Here is an 18,166-nt window from a genome sequence, read left to right on the forward strand (position 1 = left end):
AGGCATACTTCATGACCAGGGAAGAGGACATCGTCGAGGAGGTGGTGGATACGGCCACTGCCGGGCTCGTGCCCAAGCCGGTGCACGGCACGTTCTCGCCATTCCGCTATCCCGTGTTCCGGGCGATCTGGATCGCCAACCTCTTCTCGAACATCGGCTCCACGCTCCAGGGCGTCGGCGCTGCCTGGCTGATGACCGAGCTGACCACTTCGCACCAGCTCGTGGCGCTGGTGCAGGCTTCGGCCACGGTGCCGATCATGCTTTTCGGCGTCTTCGCGGGCGCCATTGCCGACAACTACGACCGCCGCCTGGTGATGCTGGCCGCGCAGATCGGCATGCTGACGGTCTCGGCCGCGCTGGCGGTGCTGTCCTGGCTCGGCTGGATGACGCCGTTCCTCCTGCTGGCGTTCACGCTGAGCGTCGGCACCGGCACGGCACTCAATTCGCCGGCGTGGCAGGCCTCCGTCCGCCAGCAGGTCGCGCGGGACCAGCTTCCGCAGGCCATCGCGCTGAACTCGATCTCGTTCAACATCGCCCGCTCGATCGGCCCTGCCGTGGGCGGCTTGCTGATCTCGCTGTGGAACGTCTCCTTCGCCTTTGCCATCAACGCCGTCAGTTACGTCGGCCTGATCGGCGTGCTGCTCTGGTGGCGGCCCGAGGCGCGGCAGATCGACCGCCGGCCGATCCTGCCCGCCGTGGGCGTGGGCATCCGCTACTGCTTCGGCAACGGCCCCTTGCGACGCCTGCTGATCCGCGGTTTCGCGCTGGGCTTCAGCCTGGCCGCCTACCAGGGTCTGCTTCCCGCCGTGGTCAACGATTCGATGCACGGGTCGGAGATCGACTTCGGCGTCATGCTGGGGCTGTTCGGCATCGGCTCGATCGCCACGGCGCCGTTCATCGGCAGGATTCGCCACGCCATGGGGCTGGAAGGCATCCTCGCGCTGGGTTCGGGGATGTTCATCTTCTCGTTCTGGGCCCTTGCCGCGGCGCATGAGCTGACCTGGGCACTGCCCGCGGCCTTCGTGGCCGGGAGCGCCTGGGTGCTGATCCTCACCACGCTCAACACCGCGGTCCAGCTTCGCTCCCCGGACGAGATCCTGGGGCGGTGCCTGTCGATCTATCAGGCCGTCACGTTCGGCGGCATGGCGCTGGGCGCCTGGACCTGGGGCATGTTCGCGGACTGGAAGAGCCTGGCCTTCGCGCTCCATGCGGCATCCGTCTTCCTGATCGCCTCTTTCGTGATCCTGCGCTTCCTCGCACCGCTGCCGCGCCTGGGCGAAGGCGTGCTGCGTCCGAAATAACGGAACGCCTCCTTTTCGGCGGCTTAAACTTTATTTCACCATGGCCCCTCACAAGGAGGCGGAAGGATCAACGGGGATTAGCGATGGACAGGTTGCGCGGCGGGTTTGCCGATGGGGACGAGCCGGCAATCGGCACCTGGGGCAACTATGCCGAAGCGCCCGCCCTCGCGCCTGCCATCACCCCCAGCCCGGTTTTTGCCCAGGATGAGCGGCGCATGCAGGTGCGTGCCTACAATTTCTGGGCGAGTCTGCTGGGAGACCGCGCCTTCCCCGATGTCGCCGACCTCGATCCCGCAGCCCTGCCCGATTTCGGCCCGCACGGCGTCCTGCTCGATTTCTCGCAAGGGCTGGAGAATCCCGAGATCGCCTGGCTGGGGGCGGAACTGGCGCAGGAATGCGGCACGGACGGCGCCATCCAGCGGCTGGACGACGTACCCAGTCGCTCGCTGCTGTCCCGCATCACCGATCACTACATGCAGATCCTGGCCAATCAGGCTCCCGTCGGATTCGAGGCCGAGTTCGTGAACCAGCGCGGCGCCACGATCCTCTATCGCGGTATCCTGCTGCCGTTCTCGCGCCACCACCTGGCGATCGACTGTATCTACGGCGTCATCAACTGGAAGGAGCAGGCCGGTTCGCCAACCGGCATGGAGCCGGCGACTGGCCCGGCCGATCCCATCGATCGCCTGCCGCTGCCCCGCGCGGCGGCCCCGCTGACGGAATGGGCGGACGGCCCGGCGGACGGCGCCTTCGCGCTTCCGCCCGTGAGCTTCGGCAGCGCCGCGCCCCACGCGCTGGACCTCGTCGAAGCCGGGCTGATTACCGGCCTGAATACCGGACTCCCGGAGGACGGCCCCCCCGGCCCGGACCTCGCGGATTCGGACATTCTGGAACTTACGGCCGACATGGAGCTGGCCGACTGGCTGGCTTCGGCGCGCGAACTGGCACAGGCAGCGCACCGCGCGGAGGATCGCTCGCGTCAGGCGCTCTATGCGGCGCTCGGCCGCGCCTACGACTTTGCGCTGGCCGCAGAGCAGGCGCCGGAGGACTATGCCGAACTCGTGCAGGATGCCGGGCTGAAAGTGCAGGAGCGGGCGCCGCTGATGCCGCTCGTCAAGCTCGTCTTCGGTGCCGACTACGACAAGACGCGCCTCACCGAATTCGCCACCGTCATCGCCCATGGCCGCCGCCTGGGCCTCGAACAGGGCGCGCTGGCCCCGCACATCGCCGGGGCGGACGGCGGCATCAAGGCCCTGGTCCGCGACGAACGCCGCCTCCGCCGCGAGGATGACCGGGATGCGGCCCCCGCCGAATCGCGCCGCGACCGCGTGGCGCGCGGACTTCGCGCCCTTCAGCCCCTGCCGATGGAAGACCTTGGCCGCTCGGGCGAGTTCACCGTGCTGGTGGCCCGGCGCAACGAGGCGGGCGAGCTGGTCCTGCTGGGCGAAGTGGCCGATGACGAGGCCCTGCTCGGCCGCGCTGCCCGGCACCTGCTGGGATGATCCGCAGCGCAGAGCGCTCTTGCCAGCAGGCTTGCCGCCGCTAGGCTGAGGGCTTGATTCGGCAGTTGCCCGATCCGGACGGACAAGCGTCTTCAGCACCGGTTCAGGCCGAAAGGCCCCAGAGTAGAGCATGCCCTTTGCGCGATTTGCCGCACTTCTCCTGAGCTTTCTGGCGCTGCTCGGCTGGTCCGCCGCTCCGGCCAGCGCGCAGTCGATCCTGCGCGATGCAGAGACCGAGGCCCTGCTCAAGGACATGTCGCGCCCGCTGATCACGGCGGCGGGGCTCGATCCCAACCATGTCGACATCGTGCTGGTCAACGATTCCTCGGTGAACGCTTTCGTGGCGGGCGGGCAGGCGGTCTACGTCAACAGCGGGCTGATCAACCAGGCCGATACCGCCGCCGAAGTGCAGGGCGTCATCGCGCACGAGCTGGGCCACGTCACCGGCGGCCATGCCGTGCTCAACCAGGGCGCGCAGCCGGCATCGAACATCTCCATCCTCTCGCTCCTGCTGGGCGCGGCCGCCGCCGCAGCGGGGGCCGGCGAGGCGGCAATGGGCGTCATCATGGCCGGCCAGCAGGCCGCCATGGGCAAGTACCTGGCCTATAGCCGCTCGCAGGAAGCCTCCGCGGATGCGGCCGGCGCGCAATATCTCTCCGCCGCCGGGATCAGCGGCCGCGGGTCCGTGGAATTCTTCAAGAAGCTGCAGAATCTCGAATTCCGCTATGGATACCGGCCGCAGGAAGGGGACGAGTTCTACTCCACCCACCCGCTCACCGGTGACCGTATCCAGACCTTGCAGGACGTCTACGAGAAGGACCCGGCCTGGGCCAAGCCGGACGATGCCAAGCTCCAGCAGCGGTTCATGCGGATGAAGGCCAAGCTGTTCGGCTACCTGGCCGAGCCGCGCGATGTGTTCCGCGTCTATCCCGAGACGGACAATTCGGTGCCGGCTCACTACGCCCGCGCTTATGCCTTCCACCGCCAGTCGCAGCTCGACCGTGCGCGCGCCGAAACCGATGCGCTGCTGGCGGTCGATGCGAACGATCCCTATTTCCTTGAGCTGAAAGGGCAGATCCTGCTGGAGGCGGGGCAGGCGGCCGAAGCGCTGGTGCCGCTGCGCAAGGCCACGGAACTGACCGGCTACCAGCCGCTGATCGCCACGCTCTTCGGCCATGCCCTGATCGCCACCGAGGATTCCGCCCATTTCGCCGAGGCGCAGACGGTGCTGAAAAACGCCGTCGCGCGGGATCGGGAAAATCCTTTCGCCTGGTACCAGCTCGGCACAATCTACGCCGCCAATGGCGATATGCCGCGCGCCCGGCTGGCCAGTGCCGAGCAGCAATCCCTGACCGGCCAGATGGACGCCGCGCTGATGAGCGCGCAGGCCGCCGAAGCGGGGCTGCCCACCGGCACGCCGGACTGGCTGCGGGCGCAGGATATCGAGATGCAGGCCCGCGCCGAACTGCAGCGCAAGAAGCGGCGATGAATGCCCCGTCCCAGGTCGCAGTCCGGGGCGGACCTTCGGCTCTGGCCGCGGTTCTCATAGCCCGCTAAGGGCAGTGCTCAATTGACAGGATTCTCGACGACGATGGGTAATGGCACGAAGTTCGCAGCGATCGCCGGTTGCATCGCGCTGATCGGCGTCGGTGGCTGGTTCGGCGGCCGCGTGGCGGTTGAGAAGGTCGTTCACGACTATATCCTCGAACACCCCGAAATCCTGCCCCAGGCCATGGACAACCTGCAGCGCAAGCAGGCCAGCCAGCAACTGGCCGGTGTGCGCCAGAACGTGGAGACGCCGTTCCCCGGCGCCGTGCTCGGCAATCCGAACGGCAAGGTCACGCTGATCGAATTCAGCGACTATGCCTGCGGTTATTGCCGCCGCAGCCTGCCCGACGTGGCCCAGCTTCTGGCGAAGAACCCCGATCTGCGCATCGTCGTGCGCGAACTGCCGATCATCGGCCCCGAAAGCCCCGCCGCCGCGAAGATGGCGCTGGCCGCGGCTGAACAGGGCAAGTTCCCGCAGTTCCACGATGCCATGTTCGCCATGGGCCAGGTCGATGCCCAGAGCATCGATGCCGCGGCGCAGAAGGCCGGCCTCGACATCGAGCGCGCCCGTAAGGTCGCCGCCGGGCCCGCCGTGGCGCAGGAGCTTTCGCGCAACATGGACATTGCCGGACGCCTTGGCTTCAGCGGTACGCCAAGCTGGGTAGCGGGCGAGCGGCTGATCTCCGGCGCGGTCGGTTTCGACCAGCTGTCCGAGGCGGTCTCCGAGGCGCGCGCCGAACCCAAGGGCGACAAGAAGAACTGACAAGTCGACTTGCGGAATTATCGGCTGTTTCCGCATGGGCATGATTTCGGCTAGGAAGCGAGAATGAGCGTCCTGCCGATCCAGCCCATTCCTTTCTTCGCCAACAAGGACAAGGCCTTCTGGCGCCTGCAGTTCGTAGGCTGGGGCGGCGCGATGCTGCTTCGCGCCATGTCCACGATCGCCAATGCCCAGCCCCTGTCCTATCTGGTGCTGGTGCTGATCGCGACCGTTACCGGCTTTTCGATCTCGCTGGTGCTGTCCGTCGTCTATCGCGCGCTGATCACCCGTCGCGCCCTGGTGACCTGGGGCCTGACGGCGATGATCCTGCCGTTCGCGGTGGGCCTCCACGCCTTCATCGATGCCTGGGTGATCTCGCTTTACCGCACGGACAGCGATTCCAGCTTCGCGCAGCTGTTCATCGGCGTCTTCTATCTGGACGCCACGCTGCTCGGCGCCTGGTCGGCGCTTTACTACGCCATCAATTTCTACCTCCAGGTGGAGGAACAGAACGACCAGATGATCCGGCTGGAGAATCAGGCGACCCAGGCGCAGCTCGCCATGCTGCGCTACCAGTTGAATCCCCATTTCCTGTTCAACACGCTGAACTCGATTTCCACGCTGGTCCTGCTGAAGCAGACCGAGCCGGCCAATGCCATGCTCAGCCGGCTGTCCTCTTTCCTGCGCTACACCCTGATCAACAAGCCGTCCGCCCAGGTCACGGTGGCGCTCGAGGTGGAAACGCTGAAGCTCTATCTCGATATCGAACTGATGCGATTCGAGGAGAGGCTGCGCACCACCTTCAACATCGACCCGGAAACAGAGACCTGTCTCCTGCCCTCGCTGCTGCTTCAGCCTCTGGTCGAAAACTCGATCAAATATGCCGTGACACCGCAGGAATCCGGGGCTGAGATCACGATCGTCACGCAACTCGTCGGGCCGATGCTTCGCATCACCGTCTCGGACACCGGGCCGGGCTTGCAAAGTCCGACGACGGACAACAGGTTGTCGGGCATGACTTACGATGGAGGGGAGCCGGTCTCCACTGGCGTTGGCCTGGCAAATATCCGCGACCGTCTTTCCCAGGCTTATGGCGAGCATCATCGATTCGAGACGATCGAGCCGATCGAAGGCGGATTCGCCGTACTCATCGAACTTCCCGCCGAACGCCAACCCACCCCGGAAGACATGCACGAGCAGCCGCGGCAGCCTGTTTTCGCCGCGCGATGAAACATATTTGGCCCACGTGCGTTAGCCGGGCCGGAGACAATAACTGATGACCATTCGCACGATCCTCGTCGACGACGAGAAACTCGCCATCCAGGGCCTTCAGCTTCGTCTGGAGAAGTATCCGGATGTCGAGATCATCGATACCTGCTCGAACGGCCGCGAGGCCATCCGCAAGATCAAGACCGAAAAGCCCGATCTCGTCTTCCTCGACATCCAGATGCCCGGTTTCGACGGCTTCTCGGTGGTCAAGGGCGTGATGGAGATCGAGCCGCCGCTCTTCGTCTTCGTCACCGCCTATCAGGAGCACGCGGTCCGCGCCTTCGAGGCCAATGCGGTCAACTACCTGATGAAGCCGGTGGACGAGACCAAGCTGGACGATACGCTTGCCCGCGTGCGCCAGCGCCTGGCCGAGAAGCGTTCGTCGGACGAGGCGGAGAAGCTCAAGACCGTGCTGGCCGAAGTGGCCCCCGACGCGATCGAGCACATCCCCGAGGAAAGCGACCCCAACGCGGACCGCTACGAAAAGCTCATCAACATCAAGGATCGCGGCCAGATCTTCCGCATCGATGTCGATTCGATCGAGCATATCGAAGCCGCCGGCGACTACATGTGCATCCGCACCGCCGACAATTCGCTGATCCTGCGCGAAACGATGAAGGACCTGGAACGCCGCCTCGACCCGCGCGTGTTCCAGCGCGTCCACCGCTCGACCATCGTCAACCTCAACCAGGTCCGCCAGGTCAAGCCGCATACCAATGGCGAATGCTTCCTGGTGCTCGATTCGGGCGCGCAGGTTAAGGTCAGCCGATCCTACCGCGACGTGATCGCGCGCTTCGTTCACTGATCCCGGGAATGCGGAAAGGCCCGCGGGCTTTTCCGCATTCTCCATTCACGCTGGGATGCGGAGAGGATAGTCTGCGGCGCAGCCCTTTTCCGCTGCCGCGCCATCGGGGCTAGGCTCTGGAGAAAGGCGGGCTTCGCCGCGAGCGCGGTTCCTCTGCGTCTCTGCGCGAATCCTCTCTTCCATACTCGACAACCCCGTCGCGACGCGCGAAAGACGCGGGCATGAGCACATTCGCGATCCCGGGTTTCGACCTTGCCGCCTTCGTCGATGCAACGCTTGCCGAGGACCTCGGCGTGGGGCTTCCGGGTGGCGGGCATGACGTTACCTCGGAAAGCGTGATCGAAGCCGGGGCCAGGTTCTCCGGCGTGATGGATTCGCGCGATGCCATCACCGTCGCCGGCCTGCCCCTTGCCGAGGCCTTCTTCCGCACTCTCGATCCCGCGATGGAGATCGAGATTCTCGTCGAGGAAGGGGCCCCGGTCGAACCCGGCGCCAAGCTCATGCGCCTCACCGGCAATGCCCGCGCCATGCTGACCGGCGAGCGTTCCGCTCTCAACACCGTCCAGCACCTCTCCGGCATCGCGACGATGACCCGGGCCTATGTGGATGCCATGGAAGGGCACGCGACGCTGCTCGACACGCGCAAGACCATTCCCGGCCTGCGCCACCTCGAAAAGTACGCGACCCGCATGGGCGGCGCCCGCAATCACCGCATGGGCCTGTGGGACGCTGCGATGATCAAGGACAACCACGTCCTGGTGGCGGGCGGCGTCGGCCCGGCGGTGGCGCGCGCCAAGGCGGCGGGCGTGGCGCAGATCATCTGCGAGGTGGACCATCTCGACCAGATCGAACCCGCCATCGCCGCCGGCGCGCATCACCTCCTGCTCGACAACATGGTGCCGGATACCCTGCGCGAGGCCGTGGCGATCGTTGGCGGCCGGGTGCCGACCGAAGCCTCGGGCGGTGTCAATCTCTCCACGATCGGTGCCATCGCCGCTTCGGGCGTGACGTACGTTTCCGTCGGCCGCCTCACCCAGAGCGCCCCAGCGGCCGATATCGGGCTGGATTTCTCGCCGCTTTAGAAGCGGTTGCGAACGGGAGTGCACGCCGTCATGCTCCCTCGACCCCGCCCAAAAGGGGGGAGGGGAAACGGGGGACACCGCCTTGCGTCCGAATTCCATCATTCAATTCGATCGATTCTTTCTCGGCTCCCTGGCGTTGGCGGGGGTGAATGCCGTCCTGTCGATGCAGGACACGCTTGCCGATCCCAGGCTGGCACGCTCGGGGCTGGGAATGGGCTTCATCGTGGGCGTTCAGGTCTTCAGCTTTGCGCTGATGCTGGCGCTGTGGTTCTTCATTTCCCGCAGGGCAGGCAACGCGGCCAGGTGGATACTCACGGTGATGACGGTGCTGGGCATGCTCGTGACGATCCCCATGGTCCCGGTCCTTGCCGAACGCGGGATAGGGAACATGGCTTTCGCGCTGGTCATCACCGTGCTTCAGGTCGCCGCAGTGGCTTTCCTGTTCCGCAGCGATGCCCGCGCCTGGTTCGCCCGCAAGGGCGGCATCGCGCCGGACGACCAGAGCATTTTCAGCTAGTCGCCGGTCACCGTTTCGCCCGGAAGAAGCTGCGGAGCATCTCCGCGGCCTCCGATTCGCCGATTCCCGAATAGACTTCCGGCTTGTGCAGACACTGGTCGTGCTCGAACACGCGCGCGCCATGCTCAACCGCGCCGCCCTTGGGATCGGAAGCGGCATAGTAGAGCCGGGCGATTCGCGCGTGGACGATGGCGCCCGCGCACATGGCGCAAGGTTCCAGCGTCACCCATAGCTCGCATCCCTCCAGCCTCTCATTGCCGAGAATCAGCGCCGCGGCGCGAATCGCCTCGATTTCGGCATGGCTGGTAGGGTCGTGGCGCTCGCGCGGGCCGTTGCGGCCGGTGGCGATGACGTTTCCGTCCTTCACGACGACTGCGCCAATCGGCACTTCGCCGGAATCGGCGGCTTCCCGGGCTTGCGCCAGGGCGAGTTCCATGTATTCGGGCAGGGGCCAGCGGGTCATGGCCATGCGCTAGACCTTCAAAAAGCTGTGCGCAACTTGACCTTCACCCGGGGAATCGCTAAGGGCGCGCCTTCCCGTATTTACGGCCACAGACTTTTTCGAGCGAGAGTAGACATGTCCCGCATCTGCGAACTGACCGGCAAGGGCCGCCAGGTCGGCTGCAACGTCAGCCACGCCAACAACAAGACCAAGCGCGTCTTCCTTCCCAACCTTCAGAACGTCACGCTGCTGTCGGACGGTCTTGAGCGCAGCTTCAAGTTCCGCGTCTCGACCCACGGCCTGCGTTCGGTCGAGCACAACGGTGGCCTCGACAACTGGCTGCTGAAGACTTCGGACACGAAGCTGAGCGCGCGCGCCGTCAAGGTGAAGCGCGAGCTGAAGAAGCAGCAGGCCGCCTGATTCTCCCGCTCCCTACGGGGAGCGTGAAGAACACGGTTTCGCAAAAAGGCGTGCAAGCTTGACTTGCGCGCCTTTTCGCATGCCCGGCTGGGATCGGTTTCCCGGTTTGGGAGCGCGCCCATTCCTCTTGAATTCCGTGAATCCGCCGCGCCGCTGATGGCGGGGCTCGGTTCCTGTTGTCTCAAGAGCAGGCGGAAGCCGTTTCCGCGCGGCAGCGAATACCGGTTCGGTCGAGACTATGCCTATGGCAGTCCGGCTGGGCTTACGGCAGTTTGGCTGGGTCGACGCTCATCTTCCACACCAGCGTGCGCTGGAGCGGGGAGAAGTTGTCGTCCGAGATCAGCCAGACGGTCAGCTTGCCGCTCTCCTGCGGGGCGATTGCGATGCCTTCGAAGTTGTCGATGGGCAGGTCGGACGAGAGCCGCGCAACCTCGGTGACTTTCCAGGTGCCGCCCGGGTGGATGTCCGCCGGATCGCCGATCGCGATTCGGCCGGCGAATCGTTGCGGCATCGGCCAGATCAGGCGCCGCATCAGGATCAGCAAGCGGCCGTCCGGCATTTGCGCCATGTCGGTGGGGCTGAAGCCCGCAGGCGAATCGAGCGTGAAGCCCTGCCCGTTCGGGTTCAGAGTGGGATCGCCGCCGAACAGGGCGGCCTGGTGCAGGTGATCGCTCCAGCCGACATACCCTTCGCGCAGCAGCACGAATCGCCCGTCATGAAGGCGCGTGAGCGCTTCGGGGCCGGAATTGACCCCCCAGTCCGCCATGACCGGCGGGCTGGCGCGGCGTTCGATCTCGTAGTCCGGATTCATCCGGTAGACGGCGTTGCGCCCCTCCAGGCCGAGCCAGATCATGCCGGTTTCGTCCTGCGTGGCCGATTCGACATCGCGCGCGGCCTTGTCCGCATCCTTGGAGAGGGGAAGGTCGCCCATGCGGCTTTCCGCCTGCGACTGTCCGGGTGCCCTGAATTCCAGAAACCCGCCCGAATCGCTGAGCGCCAGCATGATGCCGCCGGGCCGCAGCAGCAGCGCGGAATAGCTGCCGAAGGAGTGGGTGCGGCTATGCGCCTGCCAGACTTCCTCCAGCTTGAACGATCCCAGACGCGGGTCGGCGCGCCGGGCTGCAGGCAGAGGTAACTGCTCGAACGACAGTTCGAATGTCTTGAATTTCTTGTGCTGCGGCGCATGCCCCCAGGTCAGCGGCAGCAGGGACAGCAGGACGAGGAGGGCAATGGTGCGGCGCACAAGGGCGGGATAAGCATTCCGGCGAAGGCTGCAACCCGCTTTCGCTGCAGCCCTGCGGAATTGCCGATATTATCGGCGCAATCTCATCGGTTCAGGTCTGGGGGCCGGTGAAGAGGATCGGGTCCAGCCGCGCCTCGTTCCATTTGATCGACCAGTGCAGATGCGGCCCGGTGGCCCGGCCGGACATGCCGATCTTGCCGATCACCTGGCCCTGGCGGACGTGTTCGCCCGGCTTCACCAGGATCTCGGAGCAATGCAGGAAAGCGCTGTTGAGGCCCATGCCATGGTCCAGCATCAGCAGGTTGCCTTCGAGCGTGAACGGCTTCTCGGCGGCCAGGATCACCACGCCGTCGGCCGGGGCAACGAAAGGCGTGCCGCTGGTGCCGGTGGCGATGTCGAGACCCGAGTGATAGGCGCCGGGCTCGCCCCGATAGACGCGCTGCGATCCGAAACGGCCGGAAATGCGGCCCTTGGCGGGCCAGATGAAATGTTGGCGCCAGCCCTGGGCGTCGGTCTTCATCGCCCGCGCGGCATTGATGCGGTCCAGTTCGGGCCGACGCAGGGCCATGAAGGCTTCGGTCGGGCCGCCTGGCTTGCGGGCGATATTGACGTTCTCGATCTGCCAGGCGCGCGGCGAGACGGAAATCGGCTGTGTGATGCGGCGGCCGTTGGCCAGCGTGGCCGTCAGCGTGGCGATGGTGCCGGCATCGCGGTCGAAGGCGGCGAACCAGGTGCCGTCCGGCGCGATCTGCACCGGCTGGCCGCCCAGCGCCAGAGCGCTCGTGCCGGCAGGCACTTTGCCGCGGACCCAGCCGCCCTGAGTGAGTTCCCCGCTATAAGTCAGGGTGCCCGGGACAGCCGCAGGCGCCACCGGCGCCGTCGATTGGGCCGCGAGGCCGCTCCACGCCAGCATCGCACCGGCAGCCGCCAGGCCGCCGAGAACCAGCGAGGCCGGGATCAGCGATGCCCTTGAGGCCTTGCGGGCCTTCATGCCTTGGCGGTGAGACGCTTGGTCGCGATTTCGGCGCTGGCGTAAGGCTCCTGGAACTCGGCGCTCCAGTAGCGGAGTTCCTCCAGCGGAATCTTCTCGCCGGTGACGGCGCAGAGCACGAAGTGTCCGCCGCTCAGCACCCGGAAACCATTGGGTCCGTAGGCGAGCTTGGCGGGGCGGTCGGCAGAAGACATAAGCATGGGCGAAATCCTAGCAGAGCCGGCGGTTCAAAACAAATCGCCTTGCCTCGGCTCGCCCGCCTTCGGTCGTGCCGGGCGCTTGGACGCCAGTGTTTCAGGTGCCGGTTCGGCGACGGTTCCAGGCGTCTTGGCGGCCTGGACCGGCGCTTCGGTGCCGACGGCGACCGTCAGTTCGCCGTCCCGGAATTCCAACGTCAGCAACGATTCTCGCGCCGCCGCTTGGCGACTGGTCAGCGCGCGGCCGTCCGGCCCCTTGGCAAGGACATAGCCCCGCTCCAGCGGGCGCTTCGGGTCAAGCTGCGGCAGCACGCGGGAAACCGGTGCCAGACTGTCGCGCGCCAGAGTCCAGCGGCGAGTCAGCAGGCGCGCGGTCAGGCCGACGCGCGTCAGCCGCTCGTCGCAGCGCTCCACCCGGTGACGCAGCAGCGGCAGTGACAGGCGGGAGGCGGTGCGGCCCAGCTGTTCGCGTTTGGTCGCCGCTTCATCGCGCAGGCCGCGGCGCAGGCGTTCGGAAAGTTCGTCCAGCTTCTGCGCCTTGGCCGCGAGAATGGCCTCGGGCCGGGGGAGGCGCTGCACCCGCGCTTCCAGTCGTTCGCGGCCGAGCGTGACCGGGCGCAGCGCGCAGCGGCGCTTGCGATAGGCCAGTTCGTCCAGCGTGGCGGCCAGTTCCAGCCGCACCGGCACGGCCATTTCGGCGGCCGCAGTGGGCGTGGGGGCCCGGCGGTCGGCGGCATAGTCGCAAAGTGTGGTGTCGGTTTCGTGCCCGACCGCCGAAATCACGGGAATCGACGATTCCGCCACGGCCCGGACCACGACTTCCTCGTTGAACGACCACAAGTCCTCGATCGAACCGCCACCCCGCGCCACGATCACCAGATCGGGGCGCGGTACCGGGCCGCCGGGCCGGATCGCGGAGAAACCGCGCACGGCATTGGCCACCTGCTGCGCCGAGCCCTCGCCCTGCACGAGGACCGGCCAGACCAGGACGTGGCTGGGGAAGCGGTCGTCCAGGCGGTGGAGAATGTCACGAATCACGGCGCCGGTGGGGGAGGTGACCACGCCGATCACGCGCGGCAGGAAGGGCAGCTCACGCTTGCGTTCGGGCGCGAACAGCCCTTCGGCGGCAAGGCGGGCGCGCAGCTTTTCCAGCAGCGCCAGCAACGCGCCTTCGCCGGCGATCTCCATGGTCTCGATGACGACCTGGTATTTGGAGCGGCCGGGATAAGTGGTGAGCTTGCCGGTGGCGATCACCTCGATGCCGTCTTCGGGGCGGAAGGCCAGCCGCTGCGCGCCGCCGCGCCACATGACGCCGTCGATCACCGCCTTGTCGTCCTTGAGCGCGCAGTAGAGGTGGCCCGAGGCCGCCCGCTTCACGCCCGAAAGCTCTCCGCGCAGGCGCACGAAGCCGAAGCGGTCTTCCACGGTGCGCTTTAAAAGGTTCGAAATCTCGCTGATCGAGAGCGGCGCAGCGTTGTCCCCGGCCGCTTGCTTCGCTACCAGCCCACCCGAACGACCATCATCGAATTCGTCGTCATCGAAAGGCACGGCTAATGAACATCCTTCTTCTGGGCTCTGGCGGCCGCGAACATGCGCTGGCCTGGAAGCTGGCGCAATCCCCGCTCTGCGAGACCCTTTGGGCCGCGCCGGGTAACCCGGGCATTGCCGAGGTCGCAAGCTGCATTTCGCTGGATGTCACCGATCACGCGGCCGTCATCGCCTTTTGCGAGAGCAACGTGGTCGGCCTGGTCGTCATCGGCCCCGAGGCCCCGCTGGTCGACGGCCTTGCCGATTCCCTGCGCGGCGAGGGTTTCTCGGTGTTCGGACCGAGCCAGGCGGCGGCCCAGCTCGAAGGCTCCAAGGGCTTCACCAAGGACCTGTGCGAACGCGCGGGCATTCCCACCGCCGGTTACGACCGCGTCGCCAACGAAGCGGACGCGATGGCCGCGCTGGCGAAATTCGGGGCGCCGGTGGTGATCAAGGCCGACGGCCTGGCCGCTGGCAAGGGCGTGACCGTGGCGATGACCATGGCCGAAGCCGAGGAAGCCGTGCGCGAGATCTTCTCGGGCCGCTTCGGAGAGGCCGGCGCCGAAGCCGTGATCGAGGAATTCATGGAAGGAGAGGAAGCCAGCTTCTTCGCCCTGACCGACGGTTCCACCATCGTCCCCTTCGCCTCCGCGCAGGACCACAAGCGCGTGGGCGACGGCGACACCGGCCCCAACACCGGCGGCATGGGCGCCTATAGCCCGGCGCCGGTGCTGACGCCGATGCTGGAAGCCGAAGTGCTGGAACGCATCATCGCGCCGACCGTGCGGACGCTGGAAAACGAAGGCACGCCTTATTCCGGCGTGCTGTTCCTGGGCGTGATGCTGACCCGCGAAGGCCCCAAGCTGATCGAATACAACTGCCGCTTCGGCGATCCCGAGTGCCAGGTGATGATGCTGCGCCTCGAATCGGATCTCGTCGAACTGCTCCATGCCTGCGCCGACAACCGCCTTGCCGCGATCGCGGCACCGCGCTTCAGCCGCGACACGGCGCTGACTGTAGTGATGGCCGCGAACGGCTATCCCGGCACGCCCGAGAAGGGCGGCGCGATCGGCGGCATTGCAGCGGCCGAGGCGGATGGCGCCAAGGTGTTCCACGCCGGCACCGACGTGAAGGACGGCGTGCTCGTCTCCAGCGGTGGCCGCGTGCTCAACGTGACGGCGCGGGGCGCGTCGGTCACCGAGGCGCAGGGCCGGGCCTATGCGGCCGTGGATGCGCTCGATTTTCCGACCGGCTTCTGCCGCCGGGACATCGGCTGGCGCGAAGTGGCGCGCGAGAAGGCCCATGACCAGTAAGGCGGATTCGATCCTGAAGGTGGCGCTGGCGGTGGCGGCGGTGTTCGCCGGCACCGGCGTCGGCTATTACTACGGGGTGTTCCTGCCCGGTCAGGCGTCCCGCCAGGAAGCGCGCGTGGCTGCCGAGCAGGAAGCCCGGCAGAAGCAGGAAGACGCTGTGGCCAAGGCGCAGCAGCGCGAGCAGGCCGAGCAGTCGCGCCGGCAGGAAGCGGCTCAGCAGGAGTATCAGGACTGCCTGAACTTCGCGGAGCTGTCCTACAAGCAGCGCTGGACGGCGAGTTGCCGCGCGCAGCACGATGCCGACGTCTCGGCACTGGCCGATTGTGCCGACAACCTGTTCGCCACCGAGGAAGGCTGCCGGGCCAAGGTGCCGATCCGGCCCGAGCGCGACTGCGCCTTGCCGGGGCAGACGGCGCAAAGCTATTCCGACGCCCGCGAGCAGCGCAAGGCCGAGTGCCTCGCGCGGTTCCAGTCAGCCCAGCCCGGTGCCCAGCCTGGCACCCAGCCTTTGGCGCCCCAGGGCCAGGCCCTGTCGGAACCGGCGGGGCGGGACGGCGCGATGCCGCAAGCGGATACTTACTGACCGCGCTCGGCCAGCCAGGTCGGTGCGATCTCGATCACCGGGATTTCCCAGGGGTGGGCCGCCATGATGCGGTCCATCGCCTCCAGGAATTCCGGGTCTTCCTCGCTGCAGGGCGCGTGGAGGGACAGGATCACGGTGGGGGAGAGGCTGGTCATGGCCGCTTCGCCCAGCGCCGGTCTTGCGTCCGGCCCGGGCTGGAAGCTCTCCCACCCCAGACCGATCTCGGCGACTCCCTTGTAGAGGCCGAAATCGCCGAGCGGATTGTCGGCGCGGACGACCGCCAGGATCGCGGCCAGGACCGGGTCGCGCTCTCCGGCGGCGACGTCGCCTGCCAGCATGGCGCGAAAGGTCTCTGGCGAAACCGGAACGTGGATGCGCACCAGCAGGGCTTCGCGAAGATTCATGCGGGCTGTTCCTCGATCAACAGGCGAACGACCAGCGCGAGCCGTTTGGCATCCTCGCGCGCGTGATGGGCCTTGGGCAGGCGCCGCCTGGCTTCCTCCAGCGCGGCGTCGACCTGCTCTCGGGTAAGGCCGCGCGCGGCCATCCATTCGCCCAGGAAGCGGATCGGGAACGGCAGCTTTTCGGCCAGTTCCTCGCACAGCACTTCCAGCCAGAAACCATCGAGGTCGGCATCGGAATAGACCTCGCACGTACCGACGAACGCCACCATTTCCGCGAAGACTTGCGCGGGCGGCAGTCCGTCGCATGTCAGCATGGCGCGGCTGATGCCGTGGAGCGATTCCGCTTCTTCGGACCAGTCCCAGGTCTGCCAGCGGGGCGGGGGCTTGATCAGCCAGGAGCGGCTTTCCCCGTCGATGCGCGCCACGGCGACCTCGATCGGATAGGACTGGCCATATTCGGGCAGGCAACTCGCCTCGAAGTCGATCAGTGCGGGATCGTGCTGGGCCATGGGCGCTCCGGTTGAGGACGGTGGACCAACCTGTCCTGCGGAGAGGCCGGCGTCAACGCCATGCAAAAAGGGCCCCATTCCTGCGAATGGAGCCCCTTTTTCCAGCCGAAGCCGAAGCGATCAGCCGACGCGTTCGGAAATCAGCGCCTGAAGGTCCGCTTCGGGACGTGCGCCGTAGTGCGAGATGATCTCGCAGGCGCAGATCGCGCCGTACTGCAGGCATTCTTCCAGGCTCTTGCCGCGCACATGGCCGAACAGGAAGCCGGCCGCGAAGAGGTCGCCGGCGCCGGTGGTGTCCACCACGCGCTCGATCGGCTCCGCGCCGACTTCGGCGCGCTGGTCGCCCGAGATCGCGACTGCGCCCTCGGCACCGCGCGTGACGACAAGCACGGGGATCTTCGGAGCGAGCTGGGCGACGCCCTTTTCGAAATCGTCATGACCGACAAGGGCGGCCATCTCGTGCTCGTTGCAGAACAGCACGTCGATCTTGCCGGTATCGATAAGGTCGAGGAAATCGGCGCGGTGACGGTCGATCACGAAGCATTCCGAAGGCGTGAAGGCGATCTTGCGACCGGCCCCGCGGGCGGCCTCGATGGCCTTGCGCATCGCGGCGCGCGGTTCCTCGGGATCCCAGAGATAGCCTTCGAGATAGAGCACGGCCGCATTGGCGACGGCGCTTTCGTCCAGCGCTTCGGCGGGCAGGTAGTGCGAGGCGCCGAGGAAGGTGTTCATCGTGCGCTGGCCGTCCGGCGTCACGAAGATCAGGCAGCGGGCCGTCGGCGGGTTGCCGGGGCGGGCGGGCACGTCGAAGGCGATGCCGCCGGCGCGGATGTCATGGGTGAAGACGTCGCCCAGCTGGTCTTCCGCGACCTGGCCGATGAAGGCGCACTTCGCACCGAGCGCGGCCAGGCCGGCCAGGGTGTTGGCGGCCGAACCGCCGGAAATCTCGCGGGCCGGGCCCATGGCTTCGTAGAGGCTTTCGGCCTGATCGGCGTCGATCAGCATCATGCCGCCGCGCGAGAGACCAAGCTCGTCGATTAGCGCGTCGCTGCAGTTGGCGATCACGTCGATGATGGCATTGCCGATGGCAATCACGTCGAAAGTGGGCGGCACGGTGGGTTGAGCCATGCGAAAAGGAGTCCTTGGATTGTCTGGAGGTTGTGTCGCGAGTAGCGCGCGGGCCGCCGCTTCGCAAGCGCGGCGAGAGTTGACAGCACCACTGGCCCGCGCAATGCGGTGAGATGTCATGACCCAAGACCGTTCGGCGCTTCACGCCATTCCGATGATCGCTCCCACCCGCCTGCGATGCGCCACCGCCCGCTTGCGGGGCGTTGTTGCCGCGGCGGGGCTTGCCGTGCTGCTGGCAGGATGCGCCAGCACGTCCGGCGGCGTGGCGACGGCGCAGCACCCGCCCAAGCGGGGCACGCAGATACCCAATGTGCGCCAGCCGACCCATACCGCGCGGGACCCCAGTTTCCAGGCGATTCCCGGTGCCGAAGGGGTGATCGGATCGAGCGAGAGCCAACTGGTGCGGATGTTCGGGGAGCCGCGGCTCAACGTCTGGGAAGGCGATGCCCGCAAGCTGCAGTTCACCGGGAAGGCGTGCCTGCTGGACGTCTATCTCTACCCTTCCGCCGCCACGAAGGAGCCGCGCGCATCCTATATCGATGCGCGGCGGGTTTCGGACGGGCAGGATGTCGATCGCGCCGCCTGCATCGCGGCGCTCCGCAAGTAGGCATTTTCCGGGAGAAGC

20 protein-coding genes are annotated in these 18,166 nt (G+C 66.7%); 12 read left to right on the plus strand and 8 right to left on the minus strand.

Annotation, left to right across the window (positions count from 1 at the left end; all coding sequences use genetic code 11):
• The first annotated feature begins 11 nt into the window (after positions 1–11).
• From EDF57_RS15195 to EDF57_RS15230, 8 genes are all read left to right on the plus strand, one after another.
• Entirely contained in the window at positions 12–1,301 is a 1,290-nt protein-coding gene (locus EDF57_RS15195; protein ID WP_132269929.1) for an MFS transporter, read from the plus strand.
• Between the two features lie 83 nt (positions 1,302–1,384).
• Entirely contained in the window at positions 1,385–2,803 is a 1,419-nt protein-coding gene (locus tag EDF57_RS15200; RefSeq protein WP_134094854.1) for a hypothetical protein, read from the plus strand.
• Between the two features lie 130 nt (positions 2,804–2,933).
• Entirely contained in the window at positions 2,934–4,292 is a 1,359-nt protein-coding gene (locus EDF57_RS15205; RefSeq protein WP_134094855.1) for a M48 family metalloprotease, read from the plus strand.
• Positions 4,293–4,394: 102 nt separating this feature from the next.
• Positions 4,395–5,114: a DsbA family protein gene (locus tag EDF57_RS15210; protein ID WP_134094856.1), complete on the plus strand. Its 720-nt coding sequence runs from the start codon at positions 4,395–4,397 to the stop codon at positions 5,112–5,114.
• Between the two features lie 63 nt (positions 5,115–5,177).
• Complete coding sequence (locus EDF57_RS15215) at positions 5,178–6,341, plus strand: histidine kinase (protein ID WP_132269935.1); 1,164 nt, start codon at positions 5,178–5,180, stop codon at positions 6,339–6,341.
• Between the two features lie 46 nt (positions 6,342–6,387).
• Positions 6,388–7,185 (plus strand): LytTR family transcriptional regulator DNA-binding domain-containing protein, encoded by a 798-nt coding sequence (locus EDF57_RS15220; protein ID WP_132269936.1) that lies wholly within the window; start codon positions 6,388–6,390, stop codon positions 7,183–7,185.
• 221 nt (positions 7,186–7,406) lie between these two features.
• Entirely contained in the window at positions 7,407–8,267 is an 861-nt protein-coding gene (nadC, locus tag EDF57_RS15225) for a carboxylating nicotinate-nucleotide diphosphorylase (protein WP_134094857.1), read from the plus strand.
• Positions 8,268–8,403: 136 nt separating this feature from the next.
• Entirely contained in the window at positions 8,404–8,784 is a 381-nt protein-coding gene (locus tag EDF57_RS15230; protein ID WP_134094858.1) for a hypothetical protein, read from the plus strand.
• A 7-nt stretch (positions 8,785–8,791) separates the two neighbouring features.
• On the opposite strand, the gene EDF57_RS15235 is transcribed toward EDF57_RS15230, so the two are convergent.
• Positions 8,792–9,247, minus strand: coding sequence for a nucleoside deaminase (locus EDF57_RS15235; RefSeq protein ID WP_132269941.1), 456 nt, complete (start codon positions 9,245–9,247; stop codon positions 8,792–8,794).
• Positions 9,248–9,361: 114 nt separating this feature from the next.
• Here EDF57_RS15235 and rpmB point away from each other — a divergent pair, with 114 nt between their 5' ends.
• Positions 9,362–9,646, plus strand: a complete 285-nt coding sequence (gene rpmB / locus EDF57_RS15240; RefSeq protein WP_132269943.1) for a 50S ribosomal protein L28 — start codon at positions 9,362–9,364, stop codon at positions 9,644–9,646.
• Positions 9,647–9,908: 262 nt separating this feature from the next.
• On the opposite strand, the gene EDF57_RS15245 is transcribed toward rpmB, so the two are convergent.
• The 4 genes from EDF57_RS15245 to xseA form a co-directional block, all read right to left on the minus strand.
• Positions 9,909–10,889, minus strand: coding sequence for an esterase-like activity of phytase family protein (locus EDF57_RS15245; RefSeq protein ID WP_134094859.1), 981 nt, complete (start codon positions 10,887–10,889; stop codon positions 9,909–9,911).
• A gap of 91 nt (positions 10,890–10,980) precedes the next feature.
• Positions 10,981–11,802, minus strand: coding sequence for a M23 family metallopeptidase (locus EDF57_RS15250; RefSeq protein ID WP_134094912.1), 822 nt, complete (start codon positions 11,800–11,802; stop codon positions 10,981–10,983).
• A 74-nt stretch (positions 11,803–11,876) separates the two neighbouring features.
• The gene (locus EDF57_RS15255; protein WP_132269946.1) at positions 11,877–12,080 is read right to left on the minus strand and encodes a DUF2093 domain-containing protein; all 204 of its coding nucleotides are present in this window, start codon (positions 12,078–12,080) and stop codon (positions 11,877–11,879) included.
• A gap of 27 nt (positions 12,081–12,107) precedes the next feature.
• Positions 12,108–13,625, minus strand: coding sequence for an exodeoxyribonuclease VII large subunit (gene xseA / locus EDF57_RS15260; RefSeq protein WP_134094860.1), 1,518 nt, complete (start codon positions 13,623–13,625; stop codon positions 12,108–12,110).
• Between the two features lie 5 nt (positions 13,626–13,630).
• On the opposite strand from xseA, the gene purD reads away from it, so the two are divergent.
• Positions 13,631–14,917 carry a phosphoribosylamine--glycine ligase gene (gene purD, locus EDF57_RS15265; RefSeq protein ID WP_134094861.1) on the plus strand — a complete coding sequence of 429 codons (1,287 nt, stop codon included), beginning with the start codon at positions 13,631–13,633 and terminating at the stop codon, positions 14,915–14,917.
• Positions 14,907–15,500, plus strand: coding sequence for a hypothetical protein (locus EDF57_RS15270; protein WP_208324877.1), 594 nt, complete (start codon positions 14,907–14,909; stop codon positions 15,498–15,500). The genes purD and EDF57_RS15270 overlap by 11 nt, the downstream gene beginning before the upstream one ends.
• Here the strand turns inward: EDF57_RS15270 and EDF57_RS15275 are convergent.
• The 3 genes from EDF57_RS15275 to EDF57_RS15285 all read right to left on the minus strand — a co-directional run bounded on the left by EDF57_RS15275 (position 15,494) and on the right by EDF57_RS15285 (position 17,541).
• Positions 15,494–15,904, minus strand: a complete 411-nt coding sequence (locus tag EDF57_RS15275; RefSeq protein WP_134094862.1) for a hypothetical protein — start codon at positions 15,902–15,904, stop codon at positions 15,494–15,496. The genes EDF57_RS15270 and EDF57_RS15275 overlap by 7 nt on opposite strands.
• Positions 15,901–16,413: a hypothetical protein gene (locus EDF57_RS15280; protein ID WP_134094863.1), complete on the minus strand. Its 513-nt coding sequence runs from the start codon at positions 16,411–16,413 to the stop codon at positions 15,901–15,903. Before EDF57_RS15280 ends, EDF57_RS15275 begins: the two co-directional genes overlap by 4 nt.
• Before the next feature lie 120 nt (positions 16,414–16,533).
• On the minus strand, positions 16,534–17,541 hold the full coding sequence (locus EDF57_RS15285) for an adenosine kinase (protein WP_132269957.1): 1,008 nt from the start codon (positions 17,539–17,541) through the stop codon (positions 16,534–16,536).
• 118 nt (positions 17,542–17,659) lie between these two features.
• Between EDF57_RS15285 and EDF57_RS15290 the strand changes: the two genes are divergently transcribed.
• Positions 17,660–18,148, plus strand: a complete 489-nt coding sequence (locus EDF57_RS15290; RefSeq protein WP_243841077.1) for a hypothetical protein — start codon at positions 17,660–17,662, stop codon at positions 18,146–18,148.
• Positions 18,149–18,166 lie beyond the last annotated feature (18 nt).

Source organism: Novosphingobium sp. PhB55 (assembly GCF_004368805.1).
Classification (GTDB): domain Bacteria; phylum Pseudomonadota; class Alphaproteobacteria; order Sphingomonadales; family Sphingomonadaceae; genus Novosphingobium.

Coding starts and splice junctions, on each gene's coding strand:
- EDF57_RS15195 (WP_132269929.1), top strand. CDS start 12: ATGACCAGGGAAGAGGACATCGTCGAGGAGGTGGTGGATACGGCCACT.
- EDF57_RS15200 (WP_134094854.1), top strand. CDS start 1,385: ATGGACAGGTTGCGCGGCGGGTTTGCCGATGGGGACGAGCCGGCAATC.
- EDF57_RS15205 (WP_134094855.1), top strand. CDS start 2,934: ATGCCCTTTGCGCGATTTGCCGCACTTCTCCTGAGCTTTCTGGCGCTG.
- EDF57_RS15210 (WP_134094856.1), top strand. CDS start 4,395: ATGGGTAATGGCACGAAGTTCGCAGCGATCGCCGGTTGCATCGCGCTG.
- EDF57_RS15215 (WP_132269935.1), top strand. CDS start 5,178: ATGAGCGTCCTGCCGATCCAGCCCATTCCTTTCTTCGCCAACAAGGAC.
- EDF57_RS15220 (WP_132269936.1), top strand. CDS start 6,388: ATGACCATTCGCACGATCCTCGTCGACGACGAGAAACTCGCCATCCAG.
- nadC (WP_134094857.1), top strand. CDS start 7,407: ATGAGCACATTCGCGATCCCGGGTTTCGACCTTGCCGCCTTCGTCGAT.
- EDF57_RS15235 (WP_132269941.1), bottom strand. CDS start 9,247: ATGACCCGCTGGCCCCTGCCCGAATACATGGAACTCGCCCTGGCGCAA.
- rpmB (WP_132269943.1), top strand. CDS start 9,362: ATGTCCCGCATCTGCGAACTGACCGGCAAGGGCCGCCAGGTCGGCTGC.
- EDF57_RS15250 (WP_134094912.1), bottom strand. CDS start 11,802: ATGCTGGCGTGGAGCGGCCTCGCGGCCCAATCGACGGCGCCGGTGGCG.
- EDF57_RS15255 (WP_132269946.1), bottom strand. CDS start 12,080: ATGCTTATGTCTTCTGCCGACCGCCCCGCCAAGCTCGCCTACGGACCC.
- purD (WP_134094861.1), top strand. CDS start 13,631: ATGAACATCCTTCTTCTGGGCTCTGGCGGCCGCGAACATGCGCTGGCC.
- EDF57_RS15270 (WP_208324877.1), top strand. CDS start 14,907: ATGACCAGTAAGGCGGATTCGATCCTGAAGGTGGCGCTGGCGGTGGCG.
- EDF57_RS15275 (WP_134094862.1), bottom strand. CDS start 15,904: ATGAATCTTCGCGAAGCCCTGCTGGTGCGCATCCACGTTCCGGTTTCG.
- EDF57_RS15280 (WP_134094863.1), bottom strand. CDS start 16,413: ATGGCCCAGCACGATCCCGCACTGATCGACTTCGAGGCGAGTTGCCTG.
- EDF57_RS15285 (WP_132269957.1), bottom strand. CDS start 17,541: ATGGCTCAACCCACCGTGCCGCCCACTTTCGACGTGATTGCCATCGGC.
- EDF57_RS15290 (WP_243841077.1), top strand. CDS start 17,660: ATGACCCAAGACCGTTCGGCGCTTCACGCCATTCCGATGATCGCTCCC.